This is a genomic window from Pantoea sp. QMID4 (genome assembly GCF_030270445.1).
Lineage (GTDB): Bacteria > Pseudomonadota > Gammaproteobacteria > Enterobacterales > Enterobacteriaceae > Pantoea > Pantoea vagans.
The window spans coordinates 35,334-50,556 of record NZ_BSXL01000009.1; the positions used below are offsets into that span (position 1 = coordinate 35,334).

The following is a 15,223-nucleotide window of genomic DNA, read 5'->3' on the forward strand; positions in this document are numbered from 1 at the left end:
GGATTAGAACAAGTCGTTAAGCGTTACACCCACACCCAGACGCGTCTGGCGATGGTTGTAATCGATCAGTGATTCACCGTAGCCGCTAAACACCTGAGTATAGAAGCGGACGTGCTCGCTGATAGGGTAGCTCCAGCCCATTGTCGCGCCGCCATAACCGCTGTTCCAGTTATAGTTGCCCTCTACGCTGAAGATACTGTCGCCGAACTTATAGCCCAGCCGGGTGCGGTAGTAACCCATATATTTGGTGATGTCGGGATTATCATCGCTGCTCGCTCCTTCAGGGATGCGATACCAGGGTTTAATTTCCGCCAGGAAGTTACCGTTCTCCGCCATCAGACGCGCATAGACACGGTTCCAGCTGCGTGAGGTCGGGTCACTTCGTCCGTTAGATTGGTGATTCAGACCCAGTTCAATATCACGCAGCGTCCAGTCACCCAGCGAGTAGTCGGTCGCCCAGCCGAGAAAAATCTGTGGCTCATAGTTGGTCTCACGGAAAGGTGATGACTCAGCACTATTCGACAGCTGCCACCAGGAACGCTGGGTATAAGAGGCTGCCAGCACCGAGTTGTCGCCCAGAATACCGCGCCACAGCGGAAACGCCAGGCTGAGCTGGAATTTCACTTCATCTTTGCGAGCGTTTTCACCCCAGTTATAGGAGGAGATCGCCTCTTTATTGAGGTCGCTGGTATAGGTGTAGAGCAGATAGTTGTTCTCGTAAGGATAGAGAACAAACGGGTTATCATGCTTCTCCAGCAGGTTAGCAATAATGCTGCCCTGAACCTGTGGCGCGTCATGAACCTCTTTAATCCGGGCTTCATCCGCCTGCGCCAGTACAGGAAATATCAACATTGCCGCCAGCAAGGCGCGATGCTTACGCATAAAATTCTCCGGTGAGCAGCTGCGTATCAGAATAACTGAAAGGGTGTTGTAAAAAGCAGGCCATTCTACACGCAAATGGCAGTGAGCATGAGTGCTGATTTCTTAAACTGGAAACACCCTCGCAGGCGGCATAGAATACACAACTCATTCATGTTGCGCGCCCCTCTGGCCCGATTTTTTCAGGACATATCATCATGTCATCACCCGTGCTGACACCGCAGGACGCTCGCCAGCTGGTCGGCGAAATTTTTGTTTATCACATGCCGTTTAATCAGGCGTTAGGCCTGGAGCTGATGCGTCTTGACGCAGACTACGCTGAAATCAGCTTCAATAATAAATCCATGCTGGTGGGCAATCAGGCGCAGCAGATTCTGCACGGTGGTGTTATCGCGTCAGTCCTCGATGTGGCCGCGGGCATGGTCTGCGTCAGCAATGCGTTAGCCCGTCAGGAGAGCATCAGCGAAGCGGATCTGCGCCAGCGTCTGTCCCGCATGGGTACCATCGACATGCGCGTTGACTATCTGCGTCCCGGACGCGGCGAGCGCTTCACCGCCACCAGCAGCCTGCTGCGGGCCGGTAACAAAGTCGCCGTGGCGCGCGTGGAACTGCACAATCAACAGGGTGATTATATCGCCACGGCTACCGCCACCTATCTTATCGGCTAACCACGCCACTGAATGGATCGCATATGGATACGCAACAAACCCGCCAGGGCATTGGCTTTGCACTGGGCGCCTACTTTATCTGGGGCATTGCGCCCGCCTATTTCAAGCTGGTCAAACAGGTTCCCGCCACAGAAATCATGACGCACCGGGTGATTTGGTCGGCACTTTTTATGCTGTTGCTGATTACCCTGAGCCGGAGCTGGCCCGGCGTTCGCAGCGTATTGCGCCAGCCTAAAAAAGTGCTGCTGCTGGCGATTACGGCGCTGACGATTGGCGGCAACTGGCTGCTGTTTATCTGGGCGGTTAACAATCAGCATATGCTGGAAGCCAGTCTGGGTTACTTTATTAACCCGCTGATCAACGTGGTGTTCGGCATGCTGTTTCTGCGCGAACGTTTTCGCCGTCTGCAATGGCTGGCCGTGCTGCTGGCAACCGTCGGCGTGCTGGTACAGCTATGGCAGTTTGGATCGTTGCCGATTATCGCACTCGGCCTGGCCCTGAGCTTTGCCATTTATGGTCTGATGCGCAAAAAGATCCAGGTCGATGCACAGAGCGGCATGCTGATTGAGACCCTGTGGCTGTTTCCGCTGGCAGCTATTTATCTGTTTGGCTTTGCCAACAGCGCCACCAGTCATTTATCGGCTAACCCGCTGAGTCTCAACCTGAAACTGATTGCAGCAGGTATTGTGACCACCATTCCACTGATGCTGTTTGCGGCGGCCTGCAGCCGGCTGCGCCTCTCCACGGTCGGTTTCTTCCAGTACCTCGGCCCGACGCTGATGTTTGTGCTGGCGGTGGTGTTTTACGGTGAAACTATCACGCCAGACAAGATGGTGACCTTCGGCTTCATCTGGCTGGCGCTGCTGGTGTTTGTCTGCGATGCGGTGGCGTTTTCATTCCGTTCCCGCGCGCGCATAGCGTGAAATAAAGCGCGCTAAAGCCGGGCCGGTCAGCAGGATGGTAAAGAGACGCAACGTCTGCATTGCCATTACAAATGCCATGTTGACCTGGGTTCCCGCAGCAATAATCGCCACCGTGTCCAGTCCGCCTGGGCTGGTGGCGAGATAGGCCGTCATCAGATCGATATCCATCATGCGCGTCAGTATCCACGCCAGCCCGCCACACAACAGCATCAGCCCGAAGATTGAGGCCAGCATCTGCGGCAGCGTGCGCAGTGCCAGCAGAAAAATCGGGCGGGTAAAACGTAAACCCACGCTCCAGCCAATCAGCGCATAAGCCAGGGCCAGCAGCCATTCCGGCACCTGTAACACTGCGATTTCGCTGCTGTTCAGTACCGCACCCGCCAGCGCGGGCAGCAGTAATGCGCCAGAGGGGATGCGCAGTCGTGTGCCCAGCCACGCGCCCGTCAGCATCACCACCAGCGTAATCGCAAAGCCATAATTCAGCGTGGGAAACCAGAGCAGCGAGATGCTGTGCGCTTCATCGCCCAGCCCGATACGCGCGACCAGCGCGGCCGCCGAGGCGACAAACAGCACCCGCAGATACTGCATAAACGCCACCAGCCGTACATCAGCGCCGAAGTCACCCGCCATCGCCACCATGGCCGAAGCACCGCCCGGCGACGAGCCCCAGGCGCCGGTCGGACCAGGCAGATGGCTGAAGCGCACCAGCAGAAAGCCGGACAGGCCGCTGGCCGCCAGCGTCAGCAGCAGCACCGCCAGCACGATCGGCCACTCCTGAATCAGCGGTGTCAGAATCGAAGGCGAGAGGCTCTGGGCAATCATGCAACCCAGTACCGCCTGGGCAAGCAGGAAGAACCGTTTATCAATCCGCAGTGTGGCACCCGACAGGCCCATCACCACACCCACCATCATCGGTCCCAGTAACAGCGCGGCGGGTACATGAAAATAGTGCAGCACCGCACCCAGTAACACGGAGATCAGCAGCAGCAGCGTCCACTGCGTACGCAACGAAAAAGCATCCATAAGAAGTTAATTATTTGTAAAAACAGGAGGGTCAGAGTACGCAGAAATGGGAACGGGAGCCAGCAGAACGGGCCATCTGAGATGACCCGCGCGTGTTTTAAAGCCAGTTTTTACGCTTGAAGTAGAGATAAGGCGCCAGTCCAGCCAGAATCATCAGGCCGATAGCCGCGGGATAACCAAAGCTCCACTTCAGTTCCGGCATAAACTCGAAGTTCATCCCGTAGCTGGAAGCGACCAGCGTCGGCGGCAGAAACACCACGGAGACCACCGAGAAGATCTTGATGATGCGGTTCTGTTCGATGTTGATAAAGCCCATCGCCGCCTGCATCAGGAAGTTGACCTTCTGGAACAGTGATTCGTTATGCGGCAGCAGCGATTCGATATCGCGCAGAATTTCCCGCGCCTGCTCCAGCTGATTGCCCGGCAACCGCGCTTTACGCACCAGGAAGTTCAGCGCGCGCTGGGTATCCATCAGGCAGAGACGTACCTTCCAGCCGATATCTTCCAGTTCTGCGAGCCGCGATAGCGCCTGATCGTACTCTTCGCCCTGCTGACCTTCCATAATTACCCGGCTGAGTTTCTCCAGCGCGCTGTAGATGTTCTCGATTTCATCCGCCAGCTGTTCGATTTTAGTTTCAAACAGGTCCAGCAGCAGCTCAAAGGCGTTGCCGTCGATCAGGGTCTGGTTACGGGCACGCATACGATAGAGGCGGAAAGCGGGCAGTTCACGTTCACGCAGCGTGTAGAGGCGGCCTTCACGAATGGTGAACGCCACGGTGGAGTTACCGGCGTGATCGTCAGCATCTTCATAGAAGAAGAAGGAGTGGATATGCAGACCATCTTCATCTTCGAAGAAGCGTGCCGAGGCCTCGATATCTTCCAGCTCTGGCCGCGTTGCCAGGCTCTGGCCCAGCTCGGTTTGCACCCGGTCACGTTCGCCCTCTTCCGGCTCGATCAGATCGACCCAGACGGAGGTGGTCAGTTTGTCGTTTTCGTCTTCCAGCTCCAGTCGCGTCAGGCGGCTGTGATCCAGTTTAAATGCGCTCAGCATAGCAATACTCCCCATTGCAGACTAAATGGGACAAAGCGGTCCGCCGTTCCTTTAAAAGGAACAGGCAGCCTGAACACGGAAACAGAGTTTCAAAGATAAATCAGTGCTGACTCGCGCGACGGAATCAAAAAGGGAGGTCGCTGATAACCGCTAAGGCTACCCGCGTAAAGAGGTAGCCTTAGATGTTATGCCTGATATCCAGGTCATTGAGCCAGCATCGACTGGGCGTGTCCAAGGCATTGTCCTCTCATGATAATAGTGGGCGCATGTTACGCTGAGACGAAAAAGCCGTCAACCGCGCGCTAAAGCGTTTCCAGCTTCGCGTAAGCCGCCACCAGCCACTTGATTCCCTGCCCCTGGAACGCCACCTGCAGGCGGCTGTGCTCACCGCTGCCTTCCAGATTAATGATGGTGCCTTCGCCAAATTTTGCATGATGAACACGCTGGCCCAGCGCGAATCCACTGTCATTTTTGGTCACCGGCGCACCCATCCGCTGATGGCTGACCGGACGGCTGACGCTGGCGCGCAGACGCACTTCTTCAATGCAGGTCTCGGGCAGTTCGCCGATAAAACGGGAAGGCCGGTGATACACTTCCTTACCATAGAGTCGGCGGGTTTCAGCGTAGGTCAGCGTCAGCTTAAGCATCGCGCGGGTCACACCGACATACGCCAGACGACGCTCCTCTTCCAGCCGGCCACCTTCATCCAGTGACATCTGGCTTGGGAACATCCCCTCTTCCATACCGACGATAAAGACCTGACTGAACTCCAGCCCTTTGGCCGAGTGCAGCGTCATCAGCTGAACCGCATCCTGCCATTTGTCCGCCTGACCTTCGCCCGCTTCCAGCGCCGCATGAGATAAGAAGGCCTGCAGCGGCATCAGATCTTCATCTTCATCCTGATAGCTGAACTGACGGGTTGCCGTCACCAGCTCCTCAAGGTTTTCGATACGCGCCTGACCCTTTTCGCCTTTTTCCTGCTCATACATCAGCCACAGGCCTGAGTCTTTGATAACCCGATCGGTCTGAACATGCAGCGGTAATTCGGCGGTTTCGGTAGCCAGTGAATCGACCAGCTCACAGAAGCGTTGCAGCGCAGACGCGGCGCGGCCCGCCAGAGCGCGACTTTGCAGCAGTTCGCGCGTGGCCTGCCACAACGTCATCTGACGTTCACGCGCCGTCTGACGCACCACGTCGAGCGTGCGATCGCCCACACCACGGGTCGGGGTATTCACCACGCGTTCAAAGGCGGCGTCGTCATTGCGGTTCGCCATCAGACGCAGGTAGGAGAGCGCATCTTTGATCTCCTGGCGTTCAAAGAAGCGCATGCCGCCATATATACGGTAAGGCATGCTGCTCTGCAGCAGCGCCTCTTCCAGCACGCGCGACTGGGCGTTACTGCGATAGAGAATGGCGCAGTCGTTAAGCGCACCGCCGTTCTCCATCCAGACCTTGATGCGGTTGACCACAAAGCGCGCTTCATCCAGCTCATTAAAGGCGCAGTAGATAGCGATCGGTTCGCCATCGCTGCCTTCGGTCCAGAGCTCTTTACCCAGACGGCCATTGTTGTTGGCGATCAGGGCGTTGGCCGCTTTCAGGATGTTATTGGTTGAGCGGTAGTTCTGCTCCAGACGGATCGTTTCTGCACCAGGAAAATCCTGCAGGAAGCGCTGAATATTCTCGACCTGTGCACCGCGCCAGCCGTAGATCGACTGGTCATCATCGCCCACGATGATCACCCGGCCGCTGTCGCCCGCCAGCATCCGAATCCAGGCGTACTGAATGTTGTTGGTATCCTGAAACTCATCCACCAGCACGTTGGTAAAGCGTTCGCGGTAGTGATTCAGGATGTGCGGCTTGTTGAGCCAGAGTTCATGGGCGCGCAGCAACAGCTCGGCGAAGTCGACTAAACCGGCACGGTCACAGGCTTCCTGATAGGCCTGATAGATGCGCAGCCAGGTCTGCTCAATCGGATTGCCATAACTTTCAATGTGCTTTGGCCGCAGGCCTTCATCTTTTTTGCCGTTGATGTACCACATGCCCTGGCGCGCAGGCCACTGCTTGTCATCAAGGTTCATCGATTTGATCAGGCGCTTGAGCAGACGCAGCTGGTCTTCGCTGTCGAGGATCTGAAAATCCTGCGGCAGACCGGCGTCAAGATGGTGGGCACGCAGTAAGCGGTGCGCCAGACCGTGGAAAGTTCCGATCCACATCCCGCCCTGACTGGTGCCGATCAGATGTTCGATACGGTGACGCATCTCTGCTGCCGCTTTGTTAGTAAACGTCACCGCCATAATCGAATAGGGTGAGCAGTTCTCTACTGACATCAGCCACGCGATGCGATGCACCAGCACCCGCGTTTTACCACTGCCCGCGCCTGCCAGCACCAGCAGGTTACTGCGCGGAGCCGCAACGGCCGCGCGCTGATTGTCATTCAAACCGTCGAGCAGTTCAGAAACGTCCATAAGCACCGTTTACCAGAGAAAAACGCCGTCGCCGCGCTGTTTACTGCGCCTGCCGTAAGGCATTGTCGCGGCCAGTCAGGCTGCGTCACGGACGCCGGATAAAGCACAGCGGCCTGGCAGAAAAAAGGGAGACGACTGGATAAATTTACAGCCATTATAGCAGTGAGGTGAGTGATGCCAACCGCGAAATTTCGACATGCGGCAACAGGCGCGCATCCGGGATATGCATCAGGCTGCCCTGCCGCAGGTTAATCCAGCAGGCCTGCATGCCACAGCGCAGTGAGCCGGCGACATCAGTAGTCAGGTCGTCGCCCACATGCAGAATGTGTTGTGGCGCGATATCAAGGCGTTGCGCGGCAAGCTGATACATATCCTGCCACGGCTTGGCGCGCCCGTCGGGTCCGGCCCGCAGCGTGAACTGAAAGTATTTCGCAATGCCCATTTTTTCCGGGCAGGCGTTGCCGTTGGTGACCGCCACCAGCGGGATTTTTTCCGCCAGCGCCTTCAGCGTCTGATGCGTCTCATCCGGCATCTCGACCTGACTCCGCCATTGATGGAATACCGCCATCACCTCTGTGGCGCCCGCGGTGGCTTCCGCAGCAGAGAGGCCGATATTGAGCATCGCCAGCTCTACCGAACGGCGTCGCCACTCCGAAACATCATGATAGATATCAGGCTCGCGCTGCAGCAGTTGATCGCGCAGCTGCTGATAATCCTGCGGCGTGAAGTGACGCAGCGCCGGATGAAAAGCCTGCAAAGCGGCGTGAGACTCCAGCGTGGTGCGACGGATCACCGGGTAGTTATCGTAGAGCGTGTCATCAAGGTCGAAGGTCATGGCTTTAATGGCCGATAGCGGACGATAAAACTTCATTCGTTCTTTCCTCGTTTGGCGCGGGGATGCGCAGCGTCATACACCGAAGCCAGATGCTGGAAGTCGAGATGGGTGTAGATCTGGGTCGTCGAGAGGTTCGCATGGCCCAGCAACTCCTGCACGGCGCGCAGGTCGCCGCTGGATTCCAGCAGATGCGTGGCAAAAGAGTGCCGCAGCTTATGCGGATGGATATGGCTCGCCACACCCTGCCTGATGCCCCACTCGGCAAAGCGTTTCTGCACGTTACGTGGCGATATGCGGTTGCCGCGCGTCGACAGGAACAGCGCATCATCCTGGCCGCCAAAGGTTTCACGCAGCGGCAGCCAGTGCTGGATCCAGGTGACCGCCGTGCGGCCAATCGGCACCCGGCGCTCTTTGCTGCCCTTACCCACGACCCACACTTCGCCGGAATCGAGGTCGACGTGGCGGCAATCCATATTCACCAGCTCGGAGAGACGCAGACCGCCGCCATACATCACTTCCAGCATCGCGCGATCGCGCACCGCCAGCGGATCGTTAAGGTCGATCTCCAGCAGCTGATTCACTTCATCCACATCGATATTTTTAGGCAGATGGCGCGCTTTACGTGGCGTCATTACCCCTTTGGCCGGATTGGCGGAGAGAAAACCCTGGCTCACCTGCCAGTCGAGAAAACTGCGCAGGGCAGAGAGGCGCAGCGCAAGGCTGCTGGCTGAGAGTCCGGCGCGACGGCTGCGTGCCGCCATACTGCGCACCTGCGCCGGTTCCAGCTGTGCCCAGCTGCCAAGCTTCATCTCATCCGCAATCGCCACCAGCGCGACAAGCTGGCGCGCATAGCTGCTCTGGGTTAATGGACTGAGCTGGCGCTCCACTTTCAGGTAGCGCAGAAATCCGTCTACGGCCTCCTGCAGTCCGCTGCTCATGCGCGCTCAACCCAGCGGGAAAGCAGGCCAGGCATCATCTGTGACAGGTGCTGCAACAGCAACGTCCCCATGCCCGACTGATAGTGCTGGCTGTCACGGCTGCTGAATACCAGCACGCCGAGATCGCCCTCTTCGCCCATCAGCGACATCGCCACCGAGCCAATTGCTTTGGCCTGTGGCAGCAGCAGCAGCAGTTCCGGCCCATTGATATTACCGAGATAGTGGTGCTGGTTGCCGAAACGCTGAATACGCAGCGGCTCAAACGCCTGACGCGACAGGCTCAGCTGGAAGAAATCGGAGGGGGCACCCAGCAGCCATTTGTCGCTGAACAGCCGCACATTGGCGCCCGCCAGGCCCAGCTCACGTGCCCAGCGATGCAGACGGTTGAGCATATCCTGCAGCGAATCAGCCGCGGCCAGATGACTTTCCAGCGACAGCAGACGGTCAAACAGCTCATGGTTCGCGCTGGCCTGCTCCATCAGCAGTGTGATCTCTTCTTCCAGCCGCTGAATGTGGTTGCGTTGCCGCGCCATATGCCACTCGACCAGTGATACGCTGCCGCGCACCGGATGCGGCACCGCCATCTGTTCAACTTCGCGGGCATTGCGGATAAAGAAATCGGGATTCTGCCGCAGATAATCACTGACGGCCTGATCGTCCAGCAGAACCGTACTGTCAGCCTGCTCTTCGATATTTTTCATAGATGAATAAACCCATCGTAGACGTGTGTCGCAGGCCCGGTCATATAAAGCGGCTGACCGGCGCCTTTCCAGGAGATATGCAGCGTCCCGCCAGGCAGATCGACACGCACTTTCGGTGCCAGAATGCCCTGCTGAATGCCGCATGCAACGGCAGCACAGGCGCCGCTGCCGCACGCCTGCGTTTCCCCCGCTCCGCGTTCGTAGACGCGCAGTCGGATATGTTCGGGATTAATGATCTCCATAAAACCAACATTGACGCGATCCGGAAAGCGCTCATGACTCTCCAGAATCGGGCCAAGCAGTTCAACCTGCGCGGTTCTAACGCTTTCCACCTGAATGACGCAGTGGGGATTTCCCATCGACACCGCACCCAGCATCACCGTCTGCTCGGCCACGCGCAGCAGATAGAGATTTTCGGCTTTATTGGCGCGGAACGGCACCTGCTGTGGCTCAAAGTTGGGCTCGCCCATATTCACGCGCACGTGGTCATCAGGCGTCACGGTTAACACCATGCGACCATTCTGGGTACTGACCCGGATATCGCTTTTGTTGGTCAGCCCTTTCAGCTGAACAAAGCGGGCAAAACAGCGCGCACCGTTACCGCACTGGGCGACTTCGCTGCCGTCAGCGTTGAAAATGCGATAGTGAAAATCGAGATCGGGATCGTAGGGCGGTTCAACAATCAGCAGCTGATCAAAACCGATCCCCAGATGACGATCGGCCAGCCGGCGGATCAACTCCGGCGAAAAGAAGACGTTTTGTGTCACCGCATCTACAACCATAAAATCGTTGCCGAGACCGTGCATTTTGGAGAACTGCATTTTTTGCTCCGCCGGATAAGCCATCAGATTAGTTCGCTTTTACGCCTGAATTGCCGGTCACCAGCCCGCCGACATCGGCTTTAGTGGCATCCGCTTTCTGGCGTTCGGTTGGGGCTTGTTGTTTCTTCGGCTGGTCCTTCGGCGGGAAGTAGAGCGGTCCTTTCAGACCACAACCTGCAAGGCTGATTACTGCCAGTGTCATGGCCAACAGGCTTATTACTTTCTTCATTCTTTATGCTCTTAATGTCCTTTACCTGGATGCTTATCATCGCAGTTGAAGGTGGAAAAGCAACAGGAAATCCCCGCAAATAGCGTGAACCGGGTGACAGGCCAGGAAGATAGCGGCCACCTGCATAGCGCAGGCAGCCCGTCAGCATCAATGCACCTGATAGCGCGGTTGATAGTCGCTGTTGTCGTTGTCAGGCTGTGTTGTACAGAGCTGCGTAAGCGTCTGACTCCGGAACGGGATCACCTGGAATCGCTCACCGGTGTTCACAATCTGGTAGAACTGCGGCAGGTTGAAGTTGATAAAGCTCGAACCATAGGTAAAGCGATCGTGTGACGAGGAGTAGAAGCGGCTGACGTCGCGCACCAGCTCCTCTTTGCTGCCTTCACAGTGATGATAAACCTCAACCCGATTGCTCTCATCGAGGATATAGATGTTGAAGCCGCGCTCATCCGTGGTGTTTTCAAAGAAGAACTGAATGATGCCTTCGCTGGCATAGCCGTTCACCACCGGTGGCAGCGGCGTCTGATTCGTTTCGACTTTGATCGACAACCCATGCAGCTTGTTATTGGAAATCGCGCCATAAAATTCTACGGCATTTTCCAGCTTCTGCACCGAGACGCTCATGCGCTCGAAGAACAGTCCCCAGGTCTGACCGGCCATGCGCAGCGCTTTAAATCGGCCCGGCTCCTGACGCGTGCTGGAGAGGCGCAGCTCAATGCATTCAGAGACCAGCTGCTGGACGCGCGTGCGAATCAGCCCGCGAAGATGCTGGCTGTAGCAGAACACTTCTACCGTATCCGGCGGTGCAGCATCCTGATGCATCTTGCCGAGAATCGTTTTCAGCCCTTCAATCATCGCCTGTTCCCCGCTGAAGTGCAGCGTACGCACTTCATTCCAGGAGTTGCGATAGAGCAGATCGATGCTGCCAATCAGGCACTGCTGCTGCTGACCAAAGCTAAAGACATCCAGTTTGCGGAAGTCGAAGTGCACCACCTGATTGCGGAAGGCCGCCGTCGGATCGTGCTCAAGGTTAACAATGATCGCGAGGTGCCGGATTTCGCACGGGCTGTAGAGCGCTTTTGGCGTGGGTGCTGGCAGACGCAGCGGGAAGTGGCTGGAAACATCGTTGACCAGTTCCTGCAGACGCGCCAGGTCGCAAATCTCATTGCCTTTAATATGCAGCCGGGTTTTGCGGGTCAGCAGACCATTAAACCACGCCCACGCCACCAGCTTGTTCAGATAGCGGTTATATTCCAGCGGCTGATGGCTGATGATCGAATCCATGTCTGGTGCCTGGTTATAGAGATACCAGCCGGAACGGTTGGCGCGGCCAGGTGGTACATGAATAAAGGTCAGATTCGGTTCAGAGAGATCGGGAGAAATCTGTGGATTCACCAGCGTCACTTTGCCCGGCAGCGCTTCAAACGCGGCATACAGTTTACGGGTCAATACACCGATATCCTGCGGACTGGCGCTGACGCTTAAGTTATTGCGACGGGCAAAGCGGATCAGGTTGCGATAACTCTGCATCATCGCATCCAGCAATTCGTTATGGGCTTCGCGCACCCGCTCGATTTTCCACCCGGCACGGTTGTCCAGAATGGCGATCTTCTCTTCGTTCCAGCCCCACTCTTTCACCAGCTGCGATAAGATCTCACGACGCCAGCCAGTGCGTTGCTGATGATCGTCGGTGCTGAGCTTTTCACAGACTTTGAGATAGAAGCAGCGACGCACCAGGTCAAGACGCGGCTGATCGTCAACGCTGGTCAGGTAGTGCGTGACGCGCTCCAGCATCATGCAATAAGGATCGAGGCCGAAGCAGATGATTTCGCCGTCGTGCAGGCGCTGTTTGATATCCAGCGCCAGCAGTTGCGTGTTCGGGTATTCCCAGCTGTAGGCTTCGAGCAGCAGCGTTTTCAGTACGGCTTTATAGGGCGAGTCGATACTTTTATAGAGCTGCCACAGGCTGGCACCGAAATACTCTTCCGCCGACAGCGTGCCGAGGCCACCCAGGTCAAGCCACTCGTTGGGCGTCAGCACGCCTTTGGCGTACAGCGACATCACGTAGTCGTCGTAGTGATGCTCTTCTTCGCCCGGCACCATATTCCACAGGATGCGTTTGCCCGCCATACGAACCGCGGTACGGTAAAACTCATCCAGCAATAAAATGTGCTGGGTTGAACCGCAATCTTCACCGCCCAGGCTGCCGCTTTCGTTGTGACGGAAGCGGTTCTCGTCAATCAGGAAGAAACTGACTTCCACGCCCATCGAGACGCACCACTTCTGCAACAGCGTGCATTTGCGCTGCAGATTCAGGCGCTCTTCATTATCGAGCCAGGATTGATGGCAGACCCAGATATCAAGATCCGAGATGCTGTTCTGGCCAACAGACGAGGTGCTGCCCATAGAGTAGATAGCGGTGATCGGCATTTCGCCTTTCGGCGCATCGGCATGGCGCAGATCGCTGTCGCCGGTGAGGTCGGCCAGCAGCTGGCGTTGATTTTCATCAGGCGTGAAGAAGCTGATGCCATGTGGAACGCTACCTTCAAGGTAACCCGGCATCTGCGGATGTTGATAATGTAATAAGGTTGGCAGCAGACTGTAGACGCGCTGAAAAGCGGGTCCCATGGCAGCCAGCGCACGATCAACGCGCAGCTGGTTGATTGCATCCAGTCTCTGTTTCAGTGTCTCAATGTAGAGGTACAAGACGTTTCGCCTGATTGTCCCAGTGTTTAAGCACCCTGTTTCCATGCTCTGCCGCTTATTAAAAGTAAAAAGTGGGCAGATAATTGCTGGAAACGTGATCAATCTATCACTCGGCAGATTGACCGTAAAGAAAGTTGCGCTACTTAACAGTTTAGCACGTTCTTACCAGCTTCCCGCCTTTTCGGCACTGGTTGCCACGCTATGGCTTGATAAACCGGGCCTGAAACCGTACACAGGCCGTTTTCAATCCGTTGAAACTGACAGTATTCACCCAGAGATGATAGGATATTCAGTGAACGATAAAAATGGTTAACAGCATGTTAGACAAAATTTTCAGAATTGCTACAAGACAAAGTCCGCTCGCATTATGGCAGGCACATTATGTACAGCAGCGACTCATGAGTGCCCATCCGGGACTGCGCGTTGAGCTGGTGCCTATGGTCACCAAAGGTGACATTATCCTTGATACGCCGCTGGCAAAAGTCGGTGGCAAAGGGCTGTTTGTCAAAGAGCTTGAGCTGGCAATGCAGGATGGCCGTGCCGATATGGCGGTGCACTCTATGAAAGATGTGCCGGTCAGTTTCCCTGAAGGTCTGGGCCTGGTGACCATCTGCGAGCGCGACGATCCGCGCGATGCGTTCGTTTCTCATCATTATGATTCTATTGACGCGCTGCCACAGGGTGCCGTTGTCGGCACCTCCAGCCTCCGTCGTCAGTGCCAGATTAGCGCGCGCCGTCCGGATCTGGTGATCCGCTCGCTGCGTGGCAACGTCGGCACCCGCCTCGGCAAACTTGATGCCGGCGATTATGATGCGATTATTCTTGCCGTCGCCGGGCTGAAGCGTCTGGGGCTGGAAGATCGCATTCGCCAGGCATTGCCTGCCGACGTTTCCCTGCCCGCCGTGGGTCAGGGCGCGGTGGGCATTGAATGCCGTCTGGACGACACTACCTTAATCAGCCTGTTACAGGCGCTGAATCACGATGACACTGAAGTCTGTGTCAGAGCGGAACGCGCCATGAATACGCGCTTAGAGGGTGGCTGTCAGGTGCCCATCGGCAGCTTCGCGGTGCTGGAAGGCGATGAGCTCTGGCTGCGCGGTATGGTCGGCGCGCCCGATGGCCGGGTTATGGTCAGCGGTGAACGTCGTGGACCCCGCGCGCAGGCTGAACAGATGGGCATTTCACTGGCCGATGAACTGCTGAATGGCGGCGCGCGTGAAATTCTGAAAGAGGTCTACCAGGGGCAGCCGCCGGCATGACCATCCTGGTGACGCGCCCGGAACCCGCAGCGGCAGAGCTGGTGTCACGCCTGCATGCCCTTGGCAAACAGGCATGGAGCCTGCCGCTAATCGAATTTGCACCGGGCGCTGACCTCGATTCCCTGCCTCACAGGCTCGCCGGACTTTGTGCTGGTGACCTCGTCTTTATTCTTTCTCAGCAGGTTATTCACTACGCACAGCACGCGATTAAAGCATGGCCCACTGAGCTGGACTATTATGCAATTGGTCGCAGCACCGCGCTGGCGTTTCACACCGTCAGCGGACAGCAGGTAATTTGGCCTCATGCGCATGAAACCAGTGAGGAATTAATCAGGATAAACACGCTTCAGCAGGTTGCCGGTAAACGTGCGCTGATTCTGCGAGGCGATCCTGGACGTGAATTGCTGGCGGAGACATTAACCCGGCGAGGTGCTGAGGTAACGTTTGCTGCCTGCTACCAGCGCTGCCAGAAGCATTATGACGGGCCGGTTGAAGGCCGCCGCTGGCGCGATCGCGGCATCTCTGTGCTGGTGGTGACCAGCGGTGAAATGTTACAACAGCTTTTTTCGCTGTTCCCCGCGGTTGATCGCGAGGAATGGCTGCTCAACTGCCGACTGATAGTCGTCAGTGAACGTTTGGCTACCCTGGCCGCAGGATTGGGTTGGCAGGATATTCAGGTAGCCGATGGTGCCGATAACGATGCGCTGCTGCGCGCGTTACGCTGA

The 15,223-nt window shown here is 56.7% G+C and carries 16 protein-coding genes; 5 read left to right on the top strand and 11 right to left on the bottom strand.

What is annotated here, in order from left to right; genetic code table 11:
- Window positions 1-3: 3 nt before the first annotated feature.
- A complete protein-coding gene (gene pldA / locus QSK07_RS19335) occupies window positions 4-882 on the bottom strand; it encodes a phospholipase A (protein ID WP_285722412.1) in 879 nt (292 codons plus the stop codon).
- 194 nt (window positions 883-1,076) lie between these two features.
- On the opposite strand from pldA, the gene QSK07_RS19340 reads away from it, so the two are divergent.
- Window positions 1,077-1,547 (top strand): thioesterase family protein, encoded by a 471-nt coding sequence (locus QSK07_RS19340; RefSeq protein ID WP_098051849.1) that lies wholly within the window; start codon window positions 1,077-1,079, stop codon window positions 1,545-1,547.
- Between the two features lie 23 nt (window positions 1,548-1,570).
- Complete coding sequence (gene rarD, locus QSK07_RS19345) at window positions 1,571-2,470, top strand: EamA family transporter RarD (RefSeq protein ID WP_285722415.1); 900 nt, start codon at window positions 1,571-1,573, stop codon at window positions 2,468-2,470.
- Here rarD and QSK07_RS19350 read toward each other — a convergent pair.
- The 10 genes from QSK07_RS19350 to QSK07_RS19390 all read right to left on the bottom strand — a co-directional run bounded on the left by QSK07_RS19350 (window position 2,441) and on the right by QSK07_RS19390 (window position 13,239).
- Entirely contained in the window at window positions 2,441-3,493 is a 1,053-nt protein-coding gene (locus QSK07_RS19350; RefSeq protein ID WP_285722417.1) for an AbrB family transcriptional regulator, read from the bottom strand. The two genes, rarD and QSK07_RS19350, sit on opposite strands and share 30 nt — an antisense overlap.
- Window positions 3,494-3,590: 97 nt before the next feature.
- Window positions 3,591-4,544, bottom strand: a complete 954-nt coding sequence (gene corA / locus QSK07_RS19355) for a magnesium/cobalt transporter CorA (RefSeq protein ID WP_013359692.1) — start codon at window positions 4,542-4,544, stop codon at window positions 3,591-3,593.
- 178 nt (window positions 4,545-4,722) lie between these two features.
- Window positions 4,723-4,779: a YsgD/CorL family protein gene (gene ysgD / locus QSK07_RS22885; protein WP_352230973.1), complete on the bottom strand. Its 57-nt coding sequence runs from the start codon at window positions 4,777-4,779 to the stop codon at window positions 4,723-4,725.
- A gap of 67 nt (window positions 4,780-4,846) precedes the next feature.
- A complete protein-coding gene (uvrD, locus tag QSK07_RS19360; RefSeq protein ID WP_285722420.1) occupies window positions 4,847-7,009 on the bottom strand; it encodes a DNA helicase II in 2,163 nt (720 codons plus the stop codon).
- 154 nt (window positions 7,010-7,163) lie between these two features.
- Entirely contained in the window at window positions 7,164-7,880 is a 717-nt protein-coding gene (gene yigB / locus QSK07_RS19365; RefSeq protein ID WP_275222148.1) for a 5-amino-6-(5-phospho-D-ribitylamino)uracil phosphatase YigB, read from the bottom strand.
- On the bottom strand, window positions 7,877-8,782 hold the full coding sequence (gene xerC, locus QSK07_RS19370; protein WP_098051854.1) for a tyrosine recombinase XerC: 906 nt from the start codon (window positions 8,780-8,782) through the stop codon (window positions 7,877-7,879). The genes yigB and xerC overlap by 4 nt, the downstream gene beginning before the upstream one ends.
- The gene (locus tag QSK07_RS19375) at window positions 8,779-9,483 is read right to left on the bottom strand and encodes a DUF484 domain-containing protein (RefSeq protein WP_098051855.1); all 705 of its coding nucleotides are present in this window, start codon (window positions 9,481-9,483) and stop codon (window positions 8,779-8,781) included. The genes xerC and QSK07_RS19375 overlap by 4 nt, the downstream gene beginning before the upstream one ends.
- The gene (dapF, locus tag QSK07_RS19380; RefSeq protein ID WP_098053106.1) at window positions 9,480-10,304 is read right to left on the bottom strand and encodes a diaminopimelate epimerase; all 825 of its coding nucleotides are present in this window, start codon (window positions 10,302-10,304) and stop codon (window positions 9,480-9,482) included. The genes QSK07_RS19375 and dapF overlap by 4 nt, the downstream gene beginning before the upstream one ends.
- A 28-nt stretch (window positions 10,305-10,332) precedes the next feature.
- The gene (gene lptM, locus QSK07_RS19385; protein ID WP_013359686.1) at window positions 10,333-10,533 is read right to left on the bottom strand and encodes an LPS translocon maturation chaperone LptM; all 201 of its coding nucleotides are present in this window, start codon (window positions 10,531-10,533) and stop codon (window positions 10,333-10,335) included.
- 147 nt (window positions 10,534-10,680) lie between these two features.
- Window positions 10,681-13,239 (bottom strand): class I adenylate cyclase, encoded by a 2,559-nt coding sequence (locus tag QSK07_RS19390; RefSeq protein WP_098051857.1) that lies wholly within the window; start codon window positions 13,237-13,239, stop codon window positions 10,681-10,683.
- Window positions 13,240-13,261: 22 nt separating this feature from the next.
- Here QSK07_RS19390 and QSK07_RS19395 point away from each other — a divergent pair, with 22 nt between their 5' ends.
- Genes QSK07_RS19395 through hemD form a run of 3 tightly spaced genes read left to right on the top strand, consistent with a single transcriptional unit; the run spans window position 13,262 to window position 15,223 of the window.
- Entirely contained in the window at window positions 13,262-13,552 is a 291-nt protein-coding gene (locus QSK07_RS19395; protein WP_127645034.1) for a hypothetical protein, read from the top strand.
- A 4-nt stretch (window positions 13,553-13,556) separates the two neighbouring features.
- Window positions 13,557-14,498: a hydroxymethylbilane synthase gene (hemC, locus tag QSK07_RS19400; protein WP_098053107.1), complete on the top strand. Its 942-nt coding sequence runs from the start codon at window positions 13,557-13,559 to the stop codon at window positions 14,496-14,498.
- Window positions 14,495-15,223, top strand: a complete 729-nt coding sequence (gene hemD / locus QSK07_RS19405) for a uroporphyrinogen-III synthase (protein ID WP_285722426.1) — start codon at window positions 14,495-14,497, stop codon at window positions 15,221-15,223. The genes hemC and hemD overlap by 4 nt, the downstream gene beginning before the upstream one ends.